This is a genomic window from Paenibacillus oleatilyticus (assembly GCF_018998565.1).
In the GTDB taxonomy this organism is placed as follows: domain Bacteria; phylum Bacillota; class Bacilli; order Paenibacillales; family NBRC-103111; genus Paenibacillus_G; species Paenibacillus_G oleatilyticus.
This window is the reverse complement of record NZ_JAHNZO010000001.1, coordinates 374,021-396,454: the sequence shown is the minus strand read 5'-3', so window position 1 is coordinate 396,454 and position 22,434 is coordinate 374,021. Positions and strand designations below refer to the sequence as shown.

Annotated in this window: 21 protein-coding genes and 3 riboswitches; of the genes, 17 read left to right on the top strand and 4 right to left on the bottom strand. The window is 53.6% G+C overall.

Translation table 11 applies throughout. From position 1 onward, the window contains the following. Positions 1-13: 13 nt before the first annotated feature. A complete protein-coding gene (locus KQX66_RS01755; RefSeq protein ID WP_216789007.1) occupies positions 14-406 on the top strand; it encodes an FmdB family zinc ribbon protein in 393 nt (130 codons plus the stop codon). A gap of 75 nt (positions 407-481) precedes the next feature. On the opposite strand, the gene KQX66_RS01750 is transcribed toward KQX66_RS01755, so the two are convergent. After that, the gene (locus KQX66_RS01750; RefSeq protein ID WP_010493600.1) at positions 482-793 is read right to left on the bottom strand and encodes an ArsR/SmtB family transcription factor; all 312 of its coding nucleotides are present in this window, start codon (positions 791-793) and stop codon (positions 482-484) included. Positions 794-906: 113 nt separating this feature from the next. Between KQX66_RS01750 and KQX66_RS01745 the strand changes: the two genes are divergently transcribed. The 4 genes from KQX66_RS01745 to KQX66_RS01730 all read left to right on the top strand — a co-directional run bounded on the left by KQX66_RS01745 (position 907) and on the right by KQX66_RS01730 (position 5,815). Then, positions 907-2,097 (top strand): MFS transporter, encoded by a 1,191-nt coding sequence (locus KQX66_RS01745; RefSeq protein WP_216789005.1) that lies wholly within the window; start codon positions 907-909, stop codon positions 2,095-2,097. A gap of 170 nt (positions 2,098-2,267) precedes the next feature. Then, positions 2,268-2,762, top strand: coding sequence for an RDD family protein (locus KQX66_RS01740; RefSeq protein ID WP_216789003.1), 495 nt, complete (start codon positions 2,268-2,270; stop codon positions 2,760-2,762). Between the two features lie 279 nt (positions 2,763-3,041). Next, positions 3,042-4,322 (top strand): fibronectin type III domain-containing protein, encoded by a 1,281-nt coding sequence (locus KQX66_RS01735; protein WP_216789001.1) that lies wholly within the window; start codon positions 3,042-3,044, stop codon positions 4,320-4,322. Between the two features lie 26 nt (positions 4,323-4,348). Beyond that, a complete protein-coding gene (locus tag KQX66_RS01730; RefSeq protein WP_216789000.1) occupies positions 4,349-5,815 on the top strand; it encodes a Kelch repeat-containing protein in 1,467 nt (488 codons plus the stop codon). A 211-nt stretch (positions 5,816-6,026) separates the two neighbouring features. On the opposite strand, the gene gcvPB is transcribed toward KQX66_RS01730, so the two are convergent. The 3 genes from gcvPB to gcvT are packed head-to-tail and all read right to left on the bottom strand — an operon-like array spanning position 6,027 to position 9,984. Further along, a complete protein-coding gene (gcvPB, locus tag KQX66_RS01725; protein WP_216788999.1) occupies positions 6,027-7,484 on the bottom strand; it encodes an aminomethyl-transferring glycine dehydrogenase subunit GcvPB in 1,458 nt (485 codons plus the stop codon). Next, positions 7,481-8,839, bottom strand: a complete 1,359-nt coding sequence (gene gcvPA / locus KQX66_RS01720; RefSeq protein ID WP_216788997.1) for an aminomethyl-transferring glycine dehydrogenase subunit GcvPA — start codon at positions 8,837-8,839, stop codon at positions 7,481-7,483. Before gcvPA ends, gcvPB begins: the two co-directional genes overlap by 4 nt. 35 nt (positions 8,840-8,874) lie before the next feature. Beyond that, on the bottom strand, positions 8,875-9,984 hold the full coding sequence (gene gcvT, locus KQX66_RS01715) for a glycine cleavage system aminomethyltransferase GcvT (protein WP_216788995.1): 1,110 nt from the start codon (positions 9,982-9,984) through the stop codon (positions 8,875-8,877). Between the two features lie 110 nt (positions 9,985-10,094). Further along, positions 10,095-10,212: riboswitch (glycine riboswitch) on the bottom strand. A 3-nt stretch (positions 10,213-10,215) separates the two neighbouring features. Next, a riboswitch (glycine riboswitch) is annotated at positions 10,216-10,316 on the bottom strand. A gap of 150 nt (positions 10,317-10,466) precedes the next feature. Further along, positions 10,467-10,586: riboswitch (glycine riboswitch) on the top strand. A 368-nt stretch (positions 10,587-10,954) separates the two neighbouring features. Between gcvT and gcvH the strand changes: the two genes are divergently transcribed. The 12 genes from gcvH (at position 10,955) to KQX66_RS01655 (ending at position 22,434) form a co-directional block, all read left to right on the top strand. Further along, a complete protein-coding gene (gcvH, locus tag KQX66_RS01710; RefSeq protein WP_216789689.1) occupies positions 10,955-11,353 on the top strand; it encodes a glycine cleavage system protein GcvH in 399 nt (132 codons plus the stop codon). Positions 11,354-11,396: 43 nt separating this feature from the next. Beyond that, positions 11,397-12,080, top strand: a complete 684-nt coding sequence (gene sdaAB / locus KQX66_RS01705; RefSeq protein ID WP_216788993.1) for an L-serine ammonia-lyase, iron-sulfur-dependent subunit beta — start codon at positions 11,397-11,399, stop codon at positions 12,078-12,080. Then, positions 12,077-12,994 carry an L-serine ammonia-lyase, iron-sulfur-dependent, subunit alpha gene (gene sdaAA, locus KQX66_RS01700; RefSeq protein ID WP_216788991.1) on the top strand — a complete coding sequence of 306 codons (918 nt, stop codon included), beginning with the start codon at positions 12,077-12,079 and terminating at the stop codon, positions 12,992-12,994. Before sdaAB ends, sdaAA begins: the two co-directional genes overlap by 4 nt. A 790-nt stretch (positions 12,995-13,784) precedes the next feature. Further along, positions 13,785-15,263, top strand: a complete 1,479-nt coding sequence (locus KQX66_RS01695) for an alanine/glycine:cation symporter family protein (RefSeq protein ID WP_216788988.1) — start codon at positions 13,785-13,787, stop codon at positions 15,261-15,263. A 161-nt stretch (positions 15,264-15,424) separates the two neighbouring features. After that, the gene (locus KQX66_RS01690; RefSeq protein WP_216788986.1) at positions 15,425-15,895 is read left to right on the top strand and encodes a small multi-drug export protein; all 471 of its coding nucleotides are present in this window, start codon (positions 15,425-15,427) and stop codon (positions 15,893-15,895) included. Positions 15,896-15,913: 18 nt separating this feature from the next. Next, positions 15,914-16,654, top strand: coding sequence for a hypothetical protein (locus tag KQX66_RS01685; protein ID WP_216788984.1), 741 nt, complete (start codon positions 15,914-15,916; stop codon positions 16,652-16,654). 143 nt (positions 16,655-16,797) lie between these two features. Beyond that, on the top strand, positions 16,798-17,121 hold the full coding sequence (locus KQX66_RS37735) for a GntR family transcriptional regulator (RefSeq protein ID WP_413789278.1): 324 nt from the start codon (positions 16,798-16,800) through the stop codon (positions 17,119-17,121). Further along, positions 17,118-17,999, top strand: coding sequence for an ATP-binding cassette domain-containing protein (locus KQX66_RS01675; protein ID WP_216788982.1), 882 nt, complete (start codon positions 17,118-17,120; stop codon positions 17,997-17,999). Before KQX66_RS37735 ends, KQX66_RS01675 begins: the two co-directional genes overlap by 4 nt. Positions 18,000-18,345: 346 nt before the next feature. Continuing rightward, positions 18,346-19,257, top strand: a complete 912-nt coding sequence (locus tag KQX66_RS01670; protein WP_216788981.1) for an amidohydrolase family protein — start codon at positions 18,346-18,348, stop codon at positions 19,255-19,257. A 21-nt stretch (positions 19,258-19,278) separates the two neighbouring features. After that, entirely contained in the window at positions 19,279-20,646 is a 1,368-nt protein-coding gene (locus tag KQX66_RS01665; RefSeq protein ID WP_253956838.1) for a sugar ABC transporter substrate-binding protein, read from the top strand. 40 nt (positions 20,647-20,686) lie between these two features. Beyond that, positions 20,687-21,616 (top strand): carbohydrate ABC transporter permease, encoded by a 930-nt coding sequence (locus tag KQX66_RS01660; RefSeq protein WP_216788980.1) that lies wholly within the window; start codon positions 20,687-20,689, stop codon positions 21,614-21,616. 14 nt (positions 21,617-21,630) lie between these two features. Then, a complete protein-coding gene (locus KQX66_RS01655; RefSeq protein ID WP_216788979.1) occupies positions 21,631-22,434 on the top strand; it encodes a carbohydrate ABC transporter permease in 804 nt (267 codons plus the stop codon).

Genomic DNA, 22,434 nt, shown 5'->3' with positions numbered 1-22,434 from the left:
GAGTAGAGGAGATATGGGCGAAGCATATAAATTGGATTGCGCGAATTGCGGCTATCATGCGAACGTTTTTGTAGGAATCGGATTCATGTATGTGTATTTGCACTCTATCGCTTCATTCGTGCAGGACGCGGCGCTTAAGAAGCGGATCGCCGAGTTTGAGAAGGAACCGAGCACGCGATACGAGGCTTATGACGCCTTGTACCGTTGCACGGCATGCCGTTCGCTCCGGAATGAGCTTTATCTGGAGATGAAGTCGGACAGCGATTATTTTGTCACCGCCTATTCCTGCGGGAAATGTGGGGAAGCGATGCATCCCGTACCGGACGATCCGAGGACGGTTGAACTAGATTGTCCCGAGTGTGCCAGCGGCAAGCTGACGGCGACCTTTTACATGGACTGGGATTAGGCAATGGGCTGATTCAGCGTAAGCAAAGGCCACCTTCGTTGTGAAGGCTGGCCTGTTTGCGTTTCAGGGAAGCGGTTATGCTCGGGGCTCCAAACCCTGAAGAACGGCCTGTAATAGGCCAGGGAAGCGAACATTCAGATCGTCGTAACGCAGGGAGACAAAACGCTGGGTTCCTTCGATTCGCGTATGCGTAACCCCCGATTCTCTAAGCACCTTGTAGTGATGGGAGAGGGTCGAATTCGGAAGCGGGATGTCAAACTGATTGCAGGCTTGCTCCCCGTGGTCCGCCAGGCTTTTGATAATTTGGAGCCGAATGTCGTCACTGAGCGCATAGAGCACGGTAGATAAATTAATTTCATCAACTTGCGGGTGAAAAAGCTTCCTCAAGATCGATCGCCTTCCATGAAAAATATTTTCGGTAGTTGAATTATACCAAAGGGAGTGATATATTTCAATTATTCGAATATTTTCGAAATAACGAAATAAAGGAGCTATGGATCTTGAATAGGGGCATCGTGTTGTTTTTCTGCATCATGTTTATTATCGGCACCGATACGTTTATCGCTTCGCCTTTATTGCCGACGCTTCGGGAAGCCTTCGGCGTTTCGGTCGAACGCTCCGGTTGGATTGTTTCCGCCTACGCCTTAGGCTATGCGCTGTTTGCGCTCGTTGCCGGGCCTCTCTCGGACGGATGGAACCGGAAAAAAGTCATGATCGCGGGGATAGCCAGCTTCGGTGTGTTTACGCTGCTTTGCGGGGTTGCCGCCGACTTTTGGACCATGCTTCTTTTCCGCTTTTTGGCGGGGGTTAGCGGTGCGTTTGTGTCGCCGCAGGTATGGGCAGCTATCCCGCAAATCGTTCCATCCGGCAAAGTATTAAAAGCGATGGGGATCGCAACGGCCGGACTTGCGGTTGCGCAAATGCTCGGAGTGCCCATTGGCAGCTATCTTGCTGCATACGGATGGCATACTCCGTTTATCGCGATCGGGGTCGCCTCGTTTATGATCATGATGCTTATTGCTCTGGTGCTGCCGTCGATTCCGGCGCCGCCGGCCGAAGGGAAAGCTCCTTCCATTGTCGGACGCTATCGTGCGCTGCTTCGCGAATCCAGGGCGAAAAAAGCTTTCCTCGCTTATTTTGTGTTTCAACTCGGGAACTTTGCCACCTTCTCCTTTATCGGAACCTGGCTTTCGGACAAATTCGGGCTTGGCGTCGCTGAGATTGGAACGGTGCTGCTGTTTCTGGGTCTGGGCAATACGCTCAGCAGCTTTTTTGGCAGCAGCGTGGTGCAGAGGATGGGGGGAAGAAGCGCGTTCATTTTGGGGATGGTAGTACTCGTCCTGATCTTTCCAAGCCTCTCCTTTATGAAAAGTATTACATATGTAAAGCTGGCTTATTTTTTGATTTATTTTATTATGGGCATGCTTTTCCCGCTCATGATGAGCTTGCTGCAAGGCTTGTCTTCTACAGCACGCGGAACGATTTCCTCCTTGGCGAACTCGTCCATGTATTTCGGAGCTACGCTCGCTTCGTCTGTGGCCGGAGTTCTGTACACTCGTCTTGATGGGTTTGTTTCGGTCAGCCTGTTTGCCGTTCTTTGTTTTATCGTCTCCTTGCTCTTGTTTCTTCGAAGCGGGGTGCTGCCAGCCCGTTCGCGAAGCGAATCTCGCGGTGCCACCGCCATGAAATAAGCATACGAATTTCGCTTTCGCCTCCCGAACGATTTCTGAACATTTTTTCGTGCCGACGAGCCTGATTTTCTAAAAAAAGTCGGACTTTCTGCCGATAATAATCTGGAAATCATAGGATCAAATCGTCAGATATTATGGCAATACGAAGAGATATGGGAGGAAGAGAGAAAATGTATTCGGGATTTTGGAAACGATTGTGCGCTTATATTCTCGATGGAATCATTCTTTATGTAGCCAGTGTGATTCTGGGCAGCGTATTTACCATGTTTGAATATCTGCTTATGATTCCATTCGCTCTTAAATCGACCCAATCCACTACTTCCATCGTATGGGCTGCCTTGGGAGCACGGGGCCTGCTCATCGTTGTTACCGGATGGTTGTATTTTGCGATCATGGAATCTTCAAAATGGAAGGCGACGTTAGGAAAGCTTGCGACAGGCAGTGTCGTGGTGGATGAAAGGAACGAAAGGATCTCGTTCGCGCGGGCGAGCGGCAGATATTGGAGCAAGCTGATTTCCGTGTGTACTCTGTACGTCGGCTTCATCATGGCCGGATTCACCCAGAAAAAACAAGCGCTGCACGATATGATTGCAAAGACTTATGTGGTGGATAAGAATGCGCTCGAAATGCAGGGGAACGGTTATACGAATGTGAGGCAAATTTGAATACAAATGCGAATAAGAGCTGCTCCTTGGCAGCTTCTTTTTTTGTTATCCACGCAGCAATGACATCATTTTACGTGAAAGTTTGGAAGGGTAGTGGGAAGCTATGATTTCTTTAATCAGAAAGATGCAACTAATTTTATACAAAAATACTTTTAACATCTTTTTTTCTTGGATTTATCATAAATAACTAATTTAGAAATATATGATTAGACAAAATACGACAAAAAATATAACATCCCAAATAGATAGAAAATGTATAAATATGGAGGCAAGGAATTTATGATTAGCAGAATGACAATGAAATTTGTAATGTTAGCAACTTTCGCGACAGTATTCCTTTTTTCAGCCAGTGCTTATGCAGCAAAGCCGGGAGAAGTATTAACTTCTCCAGAAAGCGGATGGCAACGGTATGACGATACCGACCCGAATATTTATTGGTCAACGACTCCTACTCGTTTTTCTCCAGTTCCAGACTGGTATAACAAAACAGACACTGGATCGGCTACTATTGGAACTAAAATCGTTTTTTATTTTCAAGGAACCCAGGTTCGTTTGATTGGTGGTACTTATAAAAATAAATCAAATAATATCAGCGTCAAAATTGATGGAAATCCAGCAGGTGAATTTTCACAGTATTCCTCAACTGCCATAGCTCAAGTCCTGTTGTTTGAAAATAAAGGCCTAAATTCGGGTATTCATATGGTAGAGGTAACAAATAATCAGTCAGCTTGGATGGAATTAGACGCTGTAGATATTGATGCAACTGGTTCGCTAATTGGCTTCCAACCAACTAATTTGCAAGCGTCTATTGATAACAGTGTTGTCACCCTTCACTGGGACTCTATCCCACAAGCATCTGGGTATAATGTAAAAAGATCGACTACTGCTGGAGGACCATATACTACGATTGCGTCGGCAGTAACTTCTAATTTCTATAAAGATACTTCAGCTATATCTGGAGTTACTTATTATTATGTCGTATGCACTGTTACTTTCGGATGTGAAAGTAGTAATTCCGTCGAAGCCAAAGCCGCACTCCCACAAATTCCTGAGACTCCCAATGAATTAAAAGCATCGGCTGGAAGCGCTTCAGTAAAATTAAACTGGTCTTCTGTTTCAAATGCGATTGGTTATAATTTGAAGCGAGCTTCTGCTTCTGGTGGTCCATACACAACTATAGCAACAGTAACGGGAACAACGTATACTGATTTATCCGTATCTAACGGAAATACGTACTATTATGTCATCAGCGCTGTTAATTCCGATGGTGAAAGTAAAAATTCAAAAGAAGTTTCAGCCACGCCGGCAGAATTAGTTGTACATCGGGTATTGCTGACACTAACGCTTACTACTGGGCTGGAGAAGGAATATGACCTTAGTTTGGATGAGGTAAATGCTTTTCTGGATTGGTACGAAAAAAAATCAGCCGGTTCTGGGGCTGCATTATTTATATTTAATAAGCATGAAAATAATATAGGTCCTTTCAAAAGTAGAAAAGACTACATCGTCTATGATAAGATTTTAACTTTTGGAATCAACGAATACGTTCCAGCACGATAAATCAACGGATTAAGGAGGCGATCTCCATGTGGAAAAAAGTTATTTTAATGCTTGTCACCATTATTTTGTTATTTTCCTCTACAGCATTGGCTGATGAAAACCGTGTTTGGGAAGTTCAAAGTAATATGCCCAATGCAAGGGCTGGCGTTACGGTTGCACAAATTAACGGGAAAATTAATTCTATTGGAGGATCGAGTGGCAGCACCTCATTTAGTGACGTACAAGTTTACGATCCCAATTCAAAAGTATGGACAACTGCAGCGAGCATGCATACGGCTAGAACATTAAGTTCTGCTGCTGTAGTAGATGGAAAGATATATGTTTTCGGCGGATACACCGGCAATTATTACACCTTTAATGGAGGATCGGTAATAAATTCGGTAGAAATGTACGATCCTGCTACAGATACTTGGACGAAAAAAGCCAATATGCCCTCTTCATTAGCAAGTGTTTCGGCAGTAGCCTATGACGGAAAAGTATACGTTTTCGGGGGGCTAACAAGTAGTATTAATTCAGTTCGAACAGTACAAGTATATGATCCTGCATCGGATACATGGGCAGCGAGATCCGATATGCAGCAAGCTCTTCACGGATCTGTAGCGGTAACACTCAACAATAAAATTTATTTAGTAGGCGGCAGATATACATATAGTTCCAGAGTGTACTCTGTAAATTTATTTAATGAATATGATCCAACAATAGATAAATGGACATCAAAACCAAGCCTATCTGTGACAAGAGGAGGATTAAGCGCTACTGTACTATCTGGGAAAATCTACGCAATTGGCGGTGTAAGTCCAGACGCCGAAACGAATTCGGTGGAAGCTTATGATCCGGTACTAGATAAATGGTCAGTTGTACCGAGCTTAAATTATGCAAGAAGCGGTTCAGGAGCAATTACTTATAACGGAAAAATATATGTTATTGGTGGAAGCCAAAGTACCTCATCCAATGCACCAGTAGGAAGTGTAGAAGTATTTGACGATAGTGAAGCAACAATTATTCTCACTGCCACAGGGAAAGACAAAGCTATTTATTTGGATTGGTCAGTATATGAAGGTGCTACTGGTTACAATATTAAACGTTCCACGACATCAGGTGGACCTTACACCACAATCGCTAGTAATGTGACAGGCAATTCCTATTTAGATAAGAATGTGTCGAGCGGAATCACATATTACTATATTGTGACAGCTACTATTGGTTCCACTGAGACTATTACATCTAACGAAGCCTCTGCTAAGTTAGAATCTGCTAATAGAGCAATTTTGACAATCACTTTAGTAAATGGCTTAGAAAAAGAGTTTGACTTATCGATGTTTGAAGTCAATTCATTTATCCAGTGGTATGAAGCCAAGCAAGCCGGTACAGGTACAGCATCATATCCTATTGATAAACATGAGAATAATAAAGGCCCCTTTACTGAAAGAAATGAATATTTTATTTTTGACAAGATTCTCACTTTCGAAGTAAGCGAGTATACAATAAATTAGTTGTTCAATACCTTTCTTGTCCTTGCGGCAGATTTTCAGTATCATTAAATTCAATAATTTAAAGCCGCGTCGTTCTACCTGAATTTCACTCCCATCCATGTGAAAAGGAAACCCCGGCCGCTTCGGCGGAGGTCCTGTAACAACGGACTTCCGCAGGCGGCCGGGGTTTTGTTTTTCGCGCAGTGCGAGTGTTATTTTTAAAGCTCGGATTTTACCCGCAGGTGCAGTTCAGCACCGGCTTGCGGGCGGCCAGCGTTTCATCAAGCCGTCGGACAACGGTCGTGTACGGTGCGTTCAAGAGCAGGTCCGGCTGCTCCTCGGCTTCCTTCGCGATCCGGATCATCGTATCGATAAACGCGTCGAGCGTTTCCTTGCTTTCCGTCTCCGTCGGCTCGATCATGATGCATTCCTCGACGTTGAGCGGGAAGTAGATGGTCGGCGGATGGTAGCCGAAATCGAGCAGGCGCTTGGCGACGTCGAGCGTCCGCACGCCGTACTTTTTGAGGCCGCGTCCGGACATGACGAACTCGTGCTTGCAGACGCCCGGATAAGGCATCTCGTAATACGGAGCCAGCCGGTGCATCATGTAGTTGGCGTTCAGCACGGCGCATTCCGATACTTCGCGGAGCCCCTCCGGACCGTACGTGCGGATGTACGTATACGCCCGGACGAGAATGCCGAAGTTGCCATTGTAAGCCTTCACCCGTCCGATCGAGTTCGGACGATCAGAGTCAAGGTAGAACGTGCCGTCCTCGCGGCGGGCTACGATCGGCTTCGGCAGGAACGGAACGAGCTTGCTTTTCACGCCGACCGGCCCTGCGCCCGGACCGCCGCCGCCGTGCGGTGTGCTCATCGTCTTGTGCAGGTTGAGATGCACGACGTCGAAGCCCATGTCGCCGGGGCGCGTAATGCCCATGATCGCGTTGGAGTTGGCTCCGTCATAGTAGAGCAATCCGCCTGCGGCGTGAACGATTTCCGCGATCTCCACGATGTGCTCCTCGAACAAGCCGAGCGTGCTCGGATTTGTCAGCATGAGCGCGGCCGTGTCGGGACCGACCGCCGCGCGCAGCGCGTCAAGATCGACGAGGCCCTGCTCGTTCGACTTGATCGTCAGCGTCTCGAAGCCGGCCGTCGTTGCGCTGGCCGGATTCGTCCCGTGCGAGGAGTCCGGCACGATGACCTTGGTCCGCGTCTCGCCCCGGCTTTCGTGGTAAGCGCGGATCATCATGAGCCCCGTCCATTCGCCGTGCGCTCCCGCGGCCGGCTGCAGTGTCACCTGATCCATGCCGGTGAGCGCGGCGAGATCGTTCTGGAGCGTGTACAGCAGCTCCAGCGCCCCTTGAACGCTGGATTCCGGCTGATACGGGTGAATTCCGGCGAACCCGGGGAAACGCGCCGTATCTTCGTTAATTTTCGGATTGTATTTCATTGTGCACGAGCCGAGCGGATAAAAGCCGTTGTCCACGCCGAAGTTGAGGCGCGACAGCTCGGTGTAATGCCGGATCACGTCGACCTCGTACACTTCCGGCAGGGCGGCGGGCTCGCTGCGAAGCAGGTGGGACGGAACCAGCTCGGCGGCTTCCGTCTCCGGGACGTCGCAAGCGGGCAGCGAGTAGGCGACGCGCCCCGGCTGGCTCAGCTCGAAAATGAGCGCTTTTTCCGGTTTCATACGAGTTCCCCCAATCGTGCTGCAAATTCGTCAATTTCGGCTTTGGTCCGTTTTTCGGTGACGGCGACGAGCATATGGTTCTGAAGCTCAGGATAATAGCGGCCCAGATCGAGCCCGCCGATAAATCCGGCTTCCAGCAGCCGTTCGTTCAAGTCCGTGATATTCGCGTTCGCCGGAAGGCTCACGACGAATTCGTTGAAGAAAGGCGCCGTGAACGGCAGCGACGGGCCTTCGAGCTTCGCCAGCTCGCGCGCGGCATAGTGGGATTTCTGCAGATTCAGGCTTCCCACTTCGCGCATTCCTTCCTTGCCCATTGTGGACAGGTAGATGGAGGCGCACAAGGCCAGCAGCGCCTGGTTCGAACAAATGTTCGAGGTCGCTTTCTCGCGGCGGATGTGCTGCTCCCGGGCTTGCAGCGTAAGCACGAAGCCGCGCTTGCCGTCGCGGTCGACCGTCTGACCGACGATCCGGCCGGGCATGCGGCGCATCAGCGGCTCGGAGACGGCGAAAAATCCGCAGGTCGGGCCGCCGAACGCCGGATGAATGCCGAGCGGCTGGGCATCGCCCACGACGATATCCGCACCCAGCTTGCCGGGCGCTTCCAGCAGTCCGAGCGACATCGGATTCGTGCTGACGACGAACAGCGCTTTGCGGCTGTGAGCGATCGGTTCGATCGCCGCCAGATCCTCGATGCAGCCGAAGAAGTTCGGCGACTGCACGATGACAGCGGCGGTATCGTCGGTCACCGCAGCTTTAAGCTGCTCCAGATCGGTCACGCCGTCCGCATAGTCGACCTCTACCACAGTCAGGTTGAGGCCGCGCGCCGTCGTGCGCATAATTTCGCGCGCCTCGGGATGGACGGTCCGCGAGATGACGATCTCCTTCCGCTGTGTGGCTCCGCTGGCGAGAGCGCCCGCTTCGGCCAGCGCCGTCGCGCCGTCGTACATGCTGGCGTTGGCGACCTTCATGCCGGTCAGCTCGCAAATGTACGATTGGAATTCGAAAATCGCCTGCAGCTCCCCTTGGCTGATTTCCGGCTGATACGGCGTGTAGGCCGTATAAAATTCCGAACGGGAAATCATATGATTGATGACGACGGGCACGTGATGATCGTACAGGCCCGCGCCCAGAAAGCTGGCGTATTGGCTCGTATCCGCATTGCGCGAAGCGAGCTGCTTCATATGCTTTAACAGCGAGATTTCGTCCAGCGCGCCGGACATCGGCAGCGTGCCGCGGTAGCGGATCGGTTCAGGAATGTCTCGAAACAGCTCTTCGACCGAGTCGACGCCGATCGTGCGCAGCATGTCGGCCCGATCCCGGTCGGTCATCGGCAAATACCGGTGTTTGACGCTCATTGTATGGTTTCACTCCTTGTCGGTTCTCGCTTCTGTTAGGATTGTACATTGCGCCGATAGAACGGCGCTTTGACGACAACGGCCTTCAACCGGTTGCCCCGGATTTCCACTTCCACTTCGGTGCCCGGCTCGCCGTATTCCGCTTGAACCAGCGCCAGACCTAGATTTCGTTTAAGCGTAGGAGACTGTGTTCCGGTGGTCACTTCGCCGATCTGCCGGTCGCCGGCATAGACGGGATAATGGGAGCGGGGAATACCCCGGTCGATCATCTCGATGCCGACGAGCTTGCGCGGCACGCCTTCTTCCTTCTGGCGGAGCAGCGCGTTCCGGCCGATAAAGTCGTCCTTCGCCAGCTTGACGAAGAAGCCGAGACCCGCCTCCAGCGGCGTGATCTTGTCCGAAAGCTCCTGCCCGTACAGCGGCAGCTTGGCTTCAAACCGCAGCGTATCCCGCGCGCCTAGTCCGGCAGGCGTCAGACCGAGCGGCTCTCCCGCTTCCATCAGCCCTTTCCACAGCGCGGGGGCGTCATCCGCGGCGACGTAAAACTCGAAGCCGTCTTCGCCGGTGTAGCCGGTGCGGGAGACGAGCACGGTCACGCCGCATACCTTGGCTTCAGGAATAAAATGGAACGGTGAGAGCGCATTCAAATCGGCTTCCGTGACGCGCGCGGCAATCGCTTGAGCGTTCGGACCTTGCAGCGCCAGAAGGGCCGTCGTATCTGATTTGTTCTCCAGGGAGACATCGCCAAGCAGATTCGATTCCAGCCAGAGGAAGTCTTTGTCGATATTGGAGGCGTTGACGACGAGCATAAATTGATCGGCCGACAGCCGGTAGACGAGCAGGTCGTCGACGACGCCCCCGTCCTCGTAGCACATCAGCGTATACTGCGCCTGGCCGTCGGCAAGCCGCGAGACATCATTCGTCGTGACCCGCTGGAGGAACGTCTCCGCGAAGGTCCCGGTCACGAGAAATTCGCCCATGTGCGATACGTCGAACAGGCCGGCCTGCTGTCTGACCGCTTCGTGTTCACGTCCAATGCCGGTGAATTGGACCGGCAGCTCCCAGCCGCCGAAGTCGATGCAGCGGACACCGGGGTATTCGGCATACAAAGGGAACAGCGGCGTTCTTTTCAATGACGGATTCAATCGAATCACCTCGGTCGTAGTATGGGATTGCAAAACGCTTCAAGCCAAAAAAGGACAGGACGAAAAGGCAGACAAGCATGCCAAAATCGCATGCCTGCGCTGTCTTTTCGCTCTGTCCTTTGTACCTGAGAGTTACCTTGCAGCCGTCTTCCAGGATGGAAGCGGCCGTACAAGTTTCCCCTTGGGTGACCCTGAGCTTGCTTAAAGCAAGGAGGGTGCTCTCCAGAGTTGCGTCCGGTAGAGGTCCTTTTGCCTGAGAGATTCACCCGGCTCGGCGGGCTTACTCCTTCGGCGCTACCGTACGTTCCGGTAATCTCTCCCTTTACGTTCATCCGCGTTATTCGGTTGCATAGTTCTATATTCATTAATACTCTAAAGAGCAGGCCTGTGTCAACCGTAAACGTCAGGCAACATTTTGATGCGGATTCTTGACATCCCTATCCGGTTGAATTACTCTTGAAGGAGATGTGAAATACAGCGAATGACGATGGTTGGGAGAGACCGGAGCGGCCGCGATAAGTCCGCGTAAGGCACCGAAGGAGCAAGTCGCCAAACCTGCCGAATGGCGATTAATCTCTCAGGTAAACGTACCGCCATCCGACGCGCCTCTGGAGAGAGCGTAAGCCACCAAAGGGGTAACGGCGCGACGAGCGGCCCTAAACTCTCAGGTACCCGGGACAGAGAACAAGGCGAGATGCCTTTTCCTGTCCTTTTTTGGCGTTTGCAAGCAAGCAGGCGCTATCGGATAATCCGAGTGGAAGCGCTTCAATCCGGTCTGCACGACCGGTGTTTCGGCTGGCGCGGATAAAGCGCCGGTATCGGCGGAGACGCTAAGAGGAAGCAGACCGCTCGGCCGGACGGCATGCAAGGCCGGGCGACAACACGATAGGGGCAGAGCCGCCGTCATGCTGCTGCCCGCGTTTTCAAAGCGATAGGGATCTATTCATTCCAGGAGAAAAGGGTGCTGACGATGAGTGAAGTGAAAGCGGGATTGCGTTATACGGAAGAGCATGAATGGGCGGAAAAGATCGGGGCGACGTCCGTGCGGATCGGCATTACGGATTTTGCCCAGCATCAGCTCGGGGACATTGTATTTGTCGAGCTGCCGAAGCTCGGAGCCAAGCTGGAGGCGCATGCGCCGATGGGAACGATCGAATCCGTCAAGACGGTATCCGATCTGTTCAGCCCGGTCGCGGGGACGGTGACGAAGGTGAACGAAGCGCTGCTCGATTCGCCGGAGCTGGTCAACAGCGAGCCGTACGGCGCCGGCTGGATCGTGGAAGTGGAAATCGACGGGGAAATCGGCCAAGCGCTCGAGAGCTTGCTTACCGCCGAAGCCTACGGCGAATTCGTCGCAAGCCAGGACTAAACGACCGACAAAGCGGACGAACCGTTGAAAGAGGGTATGTCCAATGCGCTTTAAGCATGTATTTACGATTATCGGACCGGCGATGGTCGGTCCGTCCAGCTCCCACACGGCCGGTGCGGTTCGCATCGGCCGTGTGGCGCGGCAGCTCCTCGGCTGCAGGCCGGAAAAAGCCCGTGTGCTCCTGTACGAATCGTTCGCGGAGACGTACTGGGGCCACGGCACGGATCTGGCGATCGCCGGAGGGCTGCTCGACTACGATACGGACGATCCCCGCATTCCGCAAGTGCTGGAGGAAGCCTGGTCGCTCGGCATGGAGATCACGTTCGAGCCGAGTTCCGGAGCCGCGCCTCATCCGAACTCGGCCAAAATCGAGCTGTGGGCGGGCGATCGCTATGCGGAGGTATTGGGCGCTTCCATCGGCGGGGGCAATATTGAGATTCATTCGCTGAACGGCTTTGATGTCAGCTGCACAGCGCAGTACCCGATGCTGGTGATCAAGCATTCGGACCGAACGGGAATTCTTGCTTCGATTACGAAGGTCGTCAGCGAGGCGGGAGTCAATATTGGCTTTATGGATGTCGACCGCAAGGGTCGTCAAGGCGAAGCGATGACGGTTATCGAGATGGATTCGGCTCCGCCGGAGGGCATGCTGGAGTCCATTCGTCTGCTGCCGGACGTGGCGGACGCGACGATCATCGATTTGGCACAAAGGAGCGGGAGAGCATGAGATTTCAAACGCTGCGGCAGCTAGCCGAACTATGCCGCTCGGAATCGACGACGGTCGCACGCCTCATGATTGAGGAGCAGGCGAAGGAAACCGGCGAGACGAGGGAGCAGGTCATTCGCCAGATGGCGGAATATTATCAAACGATGAAAGAAGCGGTGCGGCGGGGCATCGAACAGCCGACGGCTTCGCGGAGCGGACTGACGGGCGGCGACGCCGGCCGGGTCGCTTCCTTCGCGGCAAGCGGCGATCCTTCCTCCGGCCGCGAAGCGAGCACGGCGATGGCCTATGCGCTTGCCGTATCGGAAGTGAACGCTTCGATGGGCCGCGTGGTGGCGACACCGACGGCGGGCTCCTGCGGCATTATCCCCGGCGTATTCGTCAGCTCGCAGGAACGGTTCGGCTGGCCGGACGAGAAGCTGGTCGAAGGACTGTTTTGCGCGGGAGCGATCGGGTATGTCATCGCCAACAATTCGTCCATTTCCGGGGCGGAGGGCGGCTGCCAGGCCGAGGTCGGTTCCGCCATCGGGATGGCGGCGGGCGCGCTGGTCGAAATGCGCGGCGGCAGCCCGGAGCAGGCGATGCATGCGGTCGGCTTGGCGTTAAAAAATACGCTGGGCCTGATCTGCGACCCGGTTGCCGGACTCGTGGAAATTCCGTGCATCGTGCGCAACGGGCTTGGCGCCGTCAATGCGCTCGCCGCTGCGGACATGGCGCTGGCCGGCGTTCGCAGCGTCATTCCGTCGGATGAAGTGATCGGCGTCATGCTGTCGGTCGGCCGGGCGATGCCGCGCGAGCACCGGGAAACGGCGCTAGGCGGGCTGGCCCAGACGCCAACGGGGCGGAAGCTGACGGAACAGCTGCGCGCCCGCAAACGAAGCGGGTCGGACGAGCAGAAAGAGCCTGTTCAGCCGTGAAGCTGGCTGTAATATTCGATGCCCATCACTAATAGAAGAAACAGCAGCAGCGAGAACGCTTTCAATAAGCGGATTTGATAGTCTGACATGGACGGGCTCCTCCTTGGAATAAGAGAATGACTTGCCATGTATTCCAACAATTCTATTATAACCTTAAAAAGATCAAAAATGTAAATGTATAGGTTTTCAAATGGACGATAGACGTATTCGCGCAGAGCGAGTTGCGTCTTTTTGTTTGTTGCGAAGCTCCGTTTTATCGCACTTTTCAGTATGGATGAGGTGAAAAAATTCCATTCATTCCAAAAGATAATTTTTCATACGTTGTAGTTTTCTGTTTCATTCTGTAGTCCGAAAAGTAAAATAAACCACAGTTTCATAAAAGCGTTGAAAGCGTTTTCGTTCATGTCGCGATTGTAACGGGGAAATGCGCTTGAGTGGGGTAACGCCAGACCGATGGGAGCTCTCAGGGATTGCCAACGTTCGGATCGCCCGGGATGAATGGGAAAGGCATTGGCTGGAACTCCCAGATCAATGCAGACGGGCTGAACCTACGATTGAAGCAGACCGGATAGTTGGAGGTTGAGCAAGCTTTAAGCAACACTTGATCGAAACGGATCTTGCGGGCACGTCTATGCTCCGATTGATCCGGCAGTGGGCGGCTGGCAGTACCGGTTTTCACGGGCGCTCCTTGGCTGCCAAGGTATCGTTGCCGGCGGTAAAGCTCTTGCAGCCTATCGCGTAACATTGGGGTCCGGGTATTTTTAACATTCATTTGACACGAGGTGAAACTATGCAAGAATTGCTGCAGAGTATTGTTGGCGAAATCAACGAATTTTTCTGGGGAAAATTATTGATTGTGCTGCTCGTTGCTGCGGGACTTTATTTCACGTTTAAATTGAAATTCCTGCAGGTCCGCATGCTGAAAGAGATGGTTCGTGTTTTAAAGGAAGGGAAGTCAGGCTCCTCCAAAGACGATATTTCCCCTTTTCAGGCGTTCGCCATTGGGATGGCCGCCCGCGTGGGAACGGGCAACATTACAGGGATTGCCATTGCCATAGCGTTAGGTGGCCCAGGGGCGGTCTTCTGGATGTGGATTATTGCCATCATCAGTTCAGCATCCAGCTTTGTTGAGAGCACGTTAGCGCAGGTCTATAAAACGAAAGATAAGCTTGGCTTCCGCGGCGGCCCGTCCTATTATATGGAGAAAGGCTTAAAGCAGCGTTGGATGGGCGTGTTCTTCGCCATTTTGATTACCGTTACGTTCGGTTTTATTTTCAATTCCGTGCAATCCAATACGGTTACGATCGCCTTTGAGAACGCATTCGGCACGAATCGTTTAACGTTGGGAATTCTCATGACCATTGCTTTCGCCGTGATTATTTTCGGCGGTGTAAAGCGTATTGCCAAAATGGCGGAATACAAGGTTATGATTCTGGCCGTATTATACATTGGCGTTGCATTGTTTGTCGTGCTGATCAACATTACCAAAATGCCGGAAGTGCTTTCGCTTATTGTTAAAAATGCGTTTGGCTTTCAGCAATTCGCAGGCGGTTCCATTGGCGCTGCTCTCATGCATGGAACGAAGCGGGGGCTATTTTCGAACGAAGCAGGTATGGGGAGCGCTCCGAATGTTGCCGCAACGGCAACCACAAGTCATCCGGTGAAACAAGGATTGATTCAAGCCTTTGGCGTATTAACGGATACACTCATCGTCTGTACAAGCACGGCGTTTATTATTTTGCTCTCCGATGCGTACAAACAACCGGGGCTAAGTGGCATTGCGCTTTCACAAGCGGCATTAAGCCAGCACATCGGCTCTTGGGCATCCGGCTGTCTTGCGATTTTTGTGTTCCTGTTTGCCTTTGGTGCGCTCATTGGTAACTATTATTACGGGGAAACGAATATTCAATTTTTAAGCACAAGCAAAAAATGGCTGCTGGTCTACCGGCTCGGCGCGATTGCCATGGTCGTCTTCGGTTCAGTCGCGAAGGTGCAATTGGTATGGGATTTGGCCGATCTATTTATGGGTCTGATGGTTATCGTAAACTTGATTGCGATCCTGTGGCTGTCCAAAATCGCTTTTGCAGCGTTGCAGGATTACATGAAGCAGAAGAAGGCCGGGCTTGATCCGGTGTTTTACAAGGACAGCATTGAGGGGTTAGAAGACGTCGAGTGCTGGGAGAACCGTCCGCCGGTTTCCCGGACACCTGAAGTTCGAGCTTCGGGCGTGCCTGTCGGTCATCAAACGCAGCGACTGGAAAACGTATAACAGCGATATTAAAATTTACCGGATAAAAGACACGTACCGTTGAACGCGGGGCGTGTCTTTTTTTTGCTTCCCGGGCGGAGGATCGTTGACAATCTTCAATTGGTGATATAGTGTATATATTAATATATACAGTTATACACCTTCAGAGGAGTGAGTATTGCATGATTGCTGAATTTCTGAAAGAATGGTCTTATCTTGCCGTTTTCGTTCTTGCGGTGCTGCCTTGGGTGGAATCGGCTTTTGTCGTAGTGCTAGGTATCGCCATGCTTGACTTAAACCCGGTTGCCACAACGATTTTGGCTTTTCTGGGGAATTGGATTACCGTGCTGCTCGTCGTTTTCTTGTTCGACCGCTGGAACGCATGGCGCAGCAAACGCAGTGGAGCAAGCGAAAGCAAGCGAAGCCAGCGGGCCTACCGTCTGTTTGTCCGGTACGGGCTGCCGGGCCTTGCCTTTCTCGGTCCCATCCTGATCGGGACGGAGATTGCGGCGGGATTCGCCATGCTGTTCAAAGCGCCGCGCGGCCCCGTCCTGTTCTGGATGACGTGCTCGCTGGCGTTCTGGACGATCCTGTTCGCCGCAGCCGCCGCTTACGGCGTCGATCTTTTCGGGCTGACCCGCATGAATCAATAATCTGGAGCGTGAGTGGACATGCGTGATGCTTGCCGGATTGCATGGAATGAGTTAAAACATAAATATATTGCGCTGCTGGCCAACGTTCTGTTCTCGGCCTTGATCGGGTACTTTCTGGCGTACGATATGGTGCGCGTGCTGGCGGGAGACGAGCGCGGCAATATGCAGCCGGGCGTTTCTTTTCCCGTGGATTTATGGCTGATTGCCGTCGTTCCTACGCTCGGCTCGCTTGCCTTTTCCAGAGAATACATCTCTTTCGGTTACTTGGCGTCGGAGGAGCCGTTTTTGAAGCGGCTGCGCTTTTTCCGGATGTGGGCCATTCCGTTAAAGGTCGTAGTCTGGAGCCGGATGCTGTATATGATGATGTGTCTTGGAATATCCCTGCTCGTCTGTGTTTCCGTCTTCGTAACGTTCAGCGGCCCCGCTCTGCTCGGCGTGCTGTCCGTGGCGGAGTACGCCGCCTTTGTATTTGTCTGGGTCGGCTACGCCTTTGCGGTCAGCGGCATCAATCCGTATCTTGAATTCGGAACGAACGGCAAAGCGATACTTATCGGCGCTTTTGCGGGGCTGCTGCTGATCGTTGTGGCAATCTTAATGTTCTACTCGCATTTTGGACAACCGGTTTATTTATGGGTGTTTGAATGGGCACGGGGAAATCCGCCGGTTGCCATGGTCTTGTCCGTACTTGTGGCCGTGCTTGGCGTGGCGGGGTTCCAACAGGCCTTAATGTACCGGCTTGCGCGCAAGGATCTTCCCTAGGGGCGGTCCGATCGCACAGCGGCCGGGCGTTCACCGGACTTCTCAGAAAGGAGGCGGCAGCGATACAGCTACCGATACACATCTCGGAACATAGCCGGGAGCCGATCTATCATCAAATTGAACAGCAGCTGATATCGTTCATCGTGAGCGGCCAGCTCAAACCGGGGACGCCGCTTCCTTCGATCCGGTCACTGGCCAGCGACTTGGCCTGCAGCGTCATTACGGTGAACCGGGCTTATCAAAATCTGGAGCAGCGCAAATTCATCCAAACCGTGCAAGGAAAAGGAACGTTCGTAGCGGATGTGCAGGAGGGCGAAAAGAAGCAGGTCGCGGACGCCAGTCTGCATCAAGCGTTCCGCGCGGCGATTGAAATGAGCTTCCGGCTGCAAAACGATCCGAAGCAAACGCGGCAGACGTTCGAGCAGATCTTGGCGGAAATGCTGCAAGAAAGGAGGCGAGACGGATGACTTCCCTAAGTCCTCTTCGGCTGGAGCGCTTCGTGAAACAGCGAGACGACTTCCGGCTGGGACCGATCGATGTCGTGCTGGAACCCGGACTGACGTATGCGTTAGTAGGCCCGAACGGCTCGGGCAAAACGACGCTGCTCAAGTGCCTTATGAATCTGATGAAGCCGACCTCAGGCGAGCTGGAAATTTTCGGGCATACGTATGAGCTGGAGGAGCAGGCCATTAAGACGCATACCGCTTTTGTCCCCGATCCGCTGGACGGCTGCGAGCCCTTTACGCTGCAGCAGATGAGGGGTTTTATCGGCGGCTGGTACGCATCGTGGGACGATGACGATTTTGTGCGGCGCGCCGCGTCTTTTCGTATTCCGCTGGATAAAAGTTACGGCAAGATGTCGCAGGGGGAACGAAAGAAAGCGGCGTTAACGCTCGCGCTGAGTACGCATGCGCCTCTGCTGCTGCTCGACGAGCCGACGAACGGTCTGGATATCGCCAGCCGCAATCGTCTGAAGCAGATGCTCGTCGAGGATGCGGAGATCATGGAGCGGACTGTTCTGCTGTCCACCCATTCGGTCGAAGATATCCGGCAGTTTGCGGATTGTATTCTTTTGCTGAGAAACGGCGCTTTGGAAGGCCCTTACGAAAAAGATGCGTTAAGCGCCTCGTGGCGCAGGCTTTGGTTAACCGGAGAAGCGCTGCCCAGTCTGGCGGATATCCCGGGTGCGGTCGAATGGAGTGAGGTACCGTTTCCTCAACTGGTCACCTGCGACCGTACGGCAACTTTGGCTTTCCTGTCCGAGAGCGGAATCCAAGTCACGAAGGAGCAGCCGCTGCCGCTGGACGAATTGTTGGACCGGCTCCTGGAGAAGAGCGCACGCTAGGCGAATCATACGCGAATCCCGATTTTTCTATTGACATTCCCGGGGTTCGGGGGTATGATTTTGATCAAAGCATAGTAATTTTATGGGAATAGTTAAAAATCTACCGGACTACCGGAGACACGTACCGCCTGCTGGGCGGAATGTGTCTTTTTTATTTTTATGGACGTCCGGCGAAGGGGGCGCACTCATACGGTTGCCGAATGGGCGGAGCGGAGCTCCTCCCGCCGGGACCTGCCTATCCATTGACCGGATCGCCGGAGATGAAGCCATTTTGCTTTTCAGAAGCAGGCGTTCATCTCCTTTTTTTGTATAGCTTGCTAACCTAAAGACAGAAGGTGGGACCTCGATGTTGTTCAAGGATGACTTTCAAGTATTCGACATTCACGCTCATTTGCCTTATCCGCTGCCGTTTATGTCGGCTAATCCGGTGATCCGAAGCCAGAACGCGCTGCGTTCCGAGCGGATGCGGCTGACGTGGGATTTTCCGGAGCCTCCGATACAGGAGGATAAGGATGCGGCCCGGCCGCTCATCGACCGTTGGGCGGACGAATTGGACCGCTACGGCCTCGGCGGCATCAATTTCCTGACCGCCTGGAGCAACGACGATCTGGCCGAGCAGATCGGCAAATACCCCGGCCGGTTTACCGGCTTCGCCCACCATTCCATCGAGGAGCCGAATGCGGCGGAAGAGCTGCAAAGAGCCGTGGACACGCTTGGCCTGAAAGGCTACAAGCTGTTCGGCCCGCTCGTGGAAATCCCGTTTCACGATCCGAAGCTGACGCCGGTGTGGCGGTTTCTCGCCGAGCGGAAGCTGCCGGTGCTCATTCATTTCGGGCTGCTCGGACATACGGGCGGCATCGCCTCACACCTCAATATCAATCCGCTGGCGATCTTTAACGTGGCCCGGGAATACCCGGATATTCCGTTTATCATTCCGCATTTCGGCGCGGGCTATTTTCAAGAGCTGCTGCACTTGTGCTGGAGCTGTTCGAACATCTTCATCGATACGTCCGGGTCGAACCAGTGGATGCGCTGGACGCCGTACGAGCTGAACCTGGATATCCTGTTCCGCAAATGCTACGAGCTGATCGGTCCCGAACGGATTATTTTCGGCACGGATTCCAGCAGCTTCCCGCGAGGATTCGTCTACCGCTACTTGCAGGATCAGGTGCGCTCCTGCCGCGAGCTGCGGATGAACGAGACGGAGATCGAGAACATTTTCGGCAACAACGCGAGAAGACTGTTGAACTTAATATAGAAAAAAGGGGACTGGAAAACCATGAAGAGCATTCATCGTCAGCGTTATCGTTATACGCCTTGGAGTGCCGCAGCGCTTGCGCTTGGCTTAGCCGTGGGGCTATCCGCCTGCGGCGGCTCCAAGGTGCCGGCGGGAGACGGCCAATCGGGGCAGGCCGCTCAGAAGACGACGGAATCTGGCCAAGAGGAGAAGGTGACCATCGAGTACTGGCAGTACCAGTACCCGGCGAAGGTCGAGCTGATCGCGGCGCTGATCGACGAGTTCCAGAAGAAGCATCCGAACATTACCGTCAAGCAGACGAACTTTCCGTACGACCAGTACAACGAGAAGGTAGCGACGCTCGTGCCCGCCGGGAAGGGGCCGGACATTATTAACCTGTATTATGGCTGGCTGCCGAAATACGTCTCTTCGGGCTATTTGCAGCCGCTGCCGGAGAGCGCCTTCTCCGAGGAGCAGATCAAAAAGGAATATTTTCCGTTCGTCGACACAGCCAAGCTGAACGGCAAATATTACGCGATTCCGACTGCCGTGCGCACGCTCGCCTTATTCTACAACAAGGACTTGTACACCAAAGCGGGGCTCGATCCGGGCAAGCCGCCGGCCACTTGGACCGAGCTGGTCGACACCGCGAAGAAGCTGACGCAGCAGGACAAGAACGGGCAATACGTTGTCGAAGGGCTGGCTTGGCAGCCGAACGCGCAGCTTCATCATTGGTACCGCGACGCGCTTGTGTATCAGGCGGGCGGCAAGGATATCAGCGACGACCGGCGCAAAATTTTGTGGGCGGATTCCCCTGCGGGGCTGGAGGCGTTCAAGTATTTAATCGACCTGTCGCTGGTACATAAGGTCGGCACCAAGGATTTCTATAACGACGACATTACCGCCTTCAAGAAGGGCGTAGCCGCGATGAATATCGACGGATCGTTCCAGCTCGGCGGGATCAAGAAGGACGCGCCCGACCTCCAGTATGCGATTGCGCCGCTTCCTTCGTACAAGGACAAAGCGACACAGGTGTCCTTCTGGGCCAACTCGATTACGAAGGGCGTGAAGGGCAAAAAGCTGGAGGCGGCGACCGAGTTCCTGAAATTTCTGACCAGCAAGGAAGTGCAGGAGCAGTGGGTGGAGAAGGTCGGGGAGCTTCCGGCGAAGCGAGAGGTCGCGCTGCAGGACAAATACGCGAAGGACGAGAAGCTCGGTCCGTTCATCCAGCAGCTGCCTTATGCGCATGCGCACTTCTTCGTGGACGAGAAGCTGGAGCGCGATTACTTCGTCGAGGCGGTTGATCAAGTGGCGCTGAAGCAGGTGCCGGTCGAGAAAGCGTACGATGAGCTGGTGAAGAAGACGCAGAAGCTGTTCGACGATTACTGGGCGAAGCAGGATAAAAAATAAGGCGGCGTGCGTGCTGCGAGAGAAAGGAGGACGAGAAACGATGGAACGTGCCGAAGCGCTGCCTGCTGTCAGAAGCCGGGCCCCTCTGAAGCGGAGGCTCGGCTTGAAAAAGCAGCGGTATGTGTTCGTATACACCAGCCTGCTGCTGCCGCTGCTTTTTTTTGTCTCGATCCGGATTTTGCCGATCCTGTATTCGTTTAACGTCGGCTTCCGGGAATGGGATATGCTGTCCGAAGAAAAGCCATTTGTCGGACTCGACAATTACGCCGCCTTGTTTCAGGACGAAGTGTTCCTGCAAGCGCTGAAAAATACGCTCGTCTACGTGCTGGCCGGCGTGCCAGGGCAAGTCGCCGCCGGATTGGCTGTAGCGCTGCTGCTGCAGCGCATCGGCCGGCTGCGCGGCTTGTTCCGCACGATCTATTTTATCCCGTACGTCACCAGCGTCGTGGCGGTCAGCTGGGTGTTCCGCTGGATGCTGATGAAGAACGGCGTCGTCAACGGTATTCTGCTCTCGCTCGGGCTCGATCCGCAGCTGTTCCTCGGCTCGCCGTCCCAGGCGATCTATCTGGTCATCGCCGCCATGATCTGGCAGGGCGTCGGCTTTCAGATGCTGATCTTCCTGACGGGGCTGGAGGGCATCCCGCGGCTGTACTACGATGCGGCCGCCATCGACGGTGCGGGTGCTTGGCAGCGGTTCGTGCACATCACGCTGCCGCTGCTCAACCCGGTGATCGTGTTTTCCGTCGTCATCGGCAGCATCGATTATTTGCAGTCGTTCACGCAGGTGCTCAACATGACGTCCGGCGGTCCGCTCAACTCGACCGTCTCGATTGTGCTGTACATTTACAATCTCGCATTTAAGCACTTCAATATGGGGCAAGCGGCGGCCGCTACTGTCGTTCTCTTCGCGTTGATCCTGCTCCTGTCGCTGCTGCAGCTTAAGGTGCTAAGCAAGAAGATCGAATATTAAGGAGGGGGAGATCGATGAGACTTGGCAGCTATGCACTGCTTACCGCGGGCACGCTCGCGATGGTATTTCCATTTTTTTGGATGGTCGCCACCTCGCTCAAGACTCCGCAGGATGTCTTCTCGCTCAGCCTCGTGCCGGATCGCGCGACGCTGGCCAATTATGCGGAATTGTTCGCCACGACGCCGTTTACGGAGTGGGTGTATAACAGCTTTGCGATCGCGGTGATCATGACGGCGAGCGTATGCTTGTTCGATACGGTCGCGGGGTATGTGCTGGCGAAATTTACGTTTGCCGGGAAACGGCTCATTTTTATCGTCATTCTCAGCACGCTGATGGTGCCTACCGAGATGCTGATCATTCCGTGGTATCTGCTGTCCGCCAAGCTCGGCTGGGTCGATACGTACGTTGGCGTCCTGTTTCCGGGGCTCGTCAGCGCCTTCGGCATCTTCCTGATGAAGCAGTTCATGGAATCGGTGCCCTCGGACCTGCTGGACGCGGCGCGGATCGACGGCATGAACGAATGGAGCATCATGCTGCGCGTCGCCGTGCCGCTCGTGAGCCCCGCGCTGGCGACGCTGGCGATCCTGTCGTTTCTCGGCAGCTGGAACGCGTTCATCTGGCCGTTGATCGTGACGCAGACGGAGACGCATTTCACGATTCCGGTTGGCGTGGCGTTCTTCTCCAGCGAGCTGAAGGATACGAGCGGCTGGGTACTGATCATGACGGGAGCGACCGTGTCCGTGCTGCCGTTGATCCTGCTGTTTGTGATCTTCCAGAAGCAGATCGTGCGCGGCATTGCGCTCACCGGACTCAAATAA

Coding starts and splice junctions, on each gene's coding strand:
- KQX66_RS01670 (WP_216788981.1), top strand. CDS start 18,346: ATGTTGTTCAAGGATGACTTTCAAGTATTCGACATTCACGCTCATTTG.
- KQX66_RS01730 (WP_216789000.1), top strand. CDS start 4,349: ATGTGGAAAAAAGTTATTTTAATGCTTGTCACCATTATTTTGTTATTT.
- KQX66_RS01740 (WP_216789003.1), top strand. CDS start 2,268: ATGTATTCGGGATTTTGGAAACGATTGTGCGCTTATATTCTCGATGGA.
- KQX66_RS01735 (WP_216789001.1), top strand. CDS start 3,042: ATGATTAGCAGAATGACAATGAAATTTGTAATGTTAGCAACTTTCGCG.
- KQX66_RS01665 (WP_253956838.1), top strand. CDS start 19,279: ATGAAGAGCATTCATCGTCAGCGTTATCGTTATACGCCTTGGAGTGCC.
- gcvPB (WP_216788999.1), bottom strand. CDS start 7,484: ATGAAACCGGAAAAAGCGCTCATTTTCGAGCTGAGCCAGCCGGGGCGC.
- sdaAA (WP_216788991.1), top strand. CDS start 12,077: ATGAGATTTCAAACGCTGCGGCAGCTAGCCGAACTATGCCGCTCGGAA.
- KQX66_RS01655 (WP_216788979.1), top strand. CDS start 21,631: ATGAGACTTGGCAGCTATGCACTGCTTACCGCGGGCACGCTCGCGATG.
- KQX66_RS01685 (WP_216788984.1), top strand. CDS start 15,914: ATGCGTGATGCTTGCCGGATTGCATGGAATGAGTTAAAACATAAATAT.
- sdaAB (WP_216788993.1), top strand. CDS start 11,397: ATGCGCTTTAAGCATGTATTTACGATTATCGGACCGGCGATGGTCGGT.
- KQX66_RS01675 (WP_216788982.1), top strand. CDS start 17,118: ATGACTTCCCTAAGTCCTCTTCGGCTGGAGCGCTTCGTGAAACAGCGA.
- gcvH (WP_216789689.1), top strand. CDS start 10,955: ATGAGTGAAGTGAAAGCGGGATTGCGTTATACGGAAGAGCATGAATGG.
- KQX66_RS01755 (WP_216789007.1), top strand. CDS start 14: ATGGGCGAAGCATATAAATTGGATTGCGCGAATTGCGGCTATCATGCG.
- KQX66_RS01660 (WP_216788980.1), top strand. CDS start 20,687: ATGGAACGTGCCGAAGCGCTGCCTGCTGTCAGAAGCCGGGCCCCTCTG.
- gcvPA (WP_216788997.1), bottom strand. CDS start 8,839: ATGAGCGTCAAACACCGGTATTTGCCGATGACCGACCGGGATCGGGCC.
- KQX66_RS01695 (WP_216788988.1), top strand. CDS start 13,785: ATGCAAGAATTGCTGCAGAGTATTGTTGGCGAAATCAACGAATTTTTC.
- KQX66_RS01690 (WP_216788986.1), top strand. CDS start 15,425: ATGATTGCTGAATTTCTGAAAGAATGGTCTTATCTTGCCGTTTTCGTT.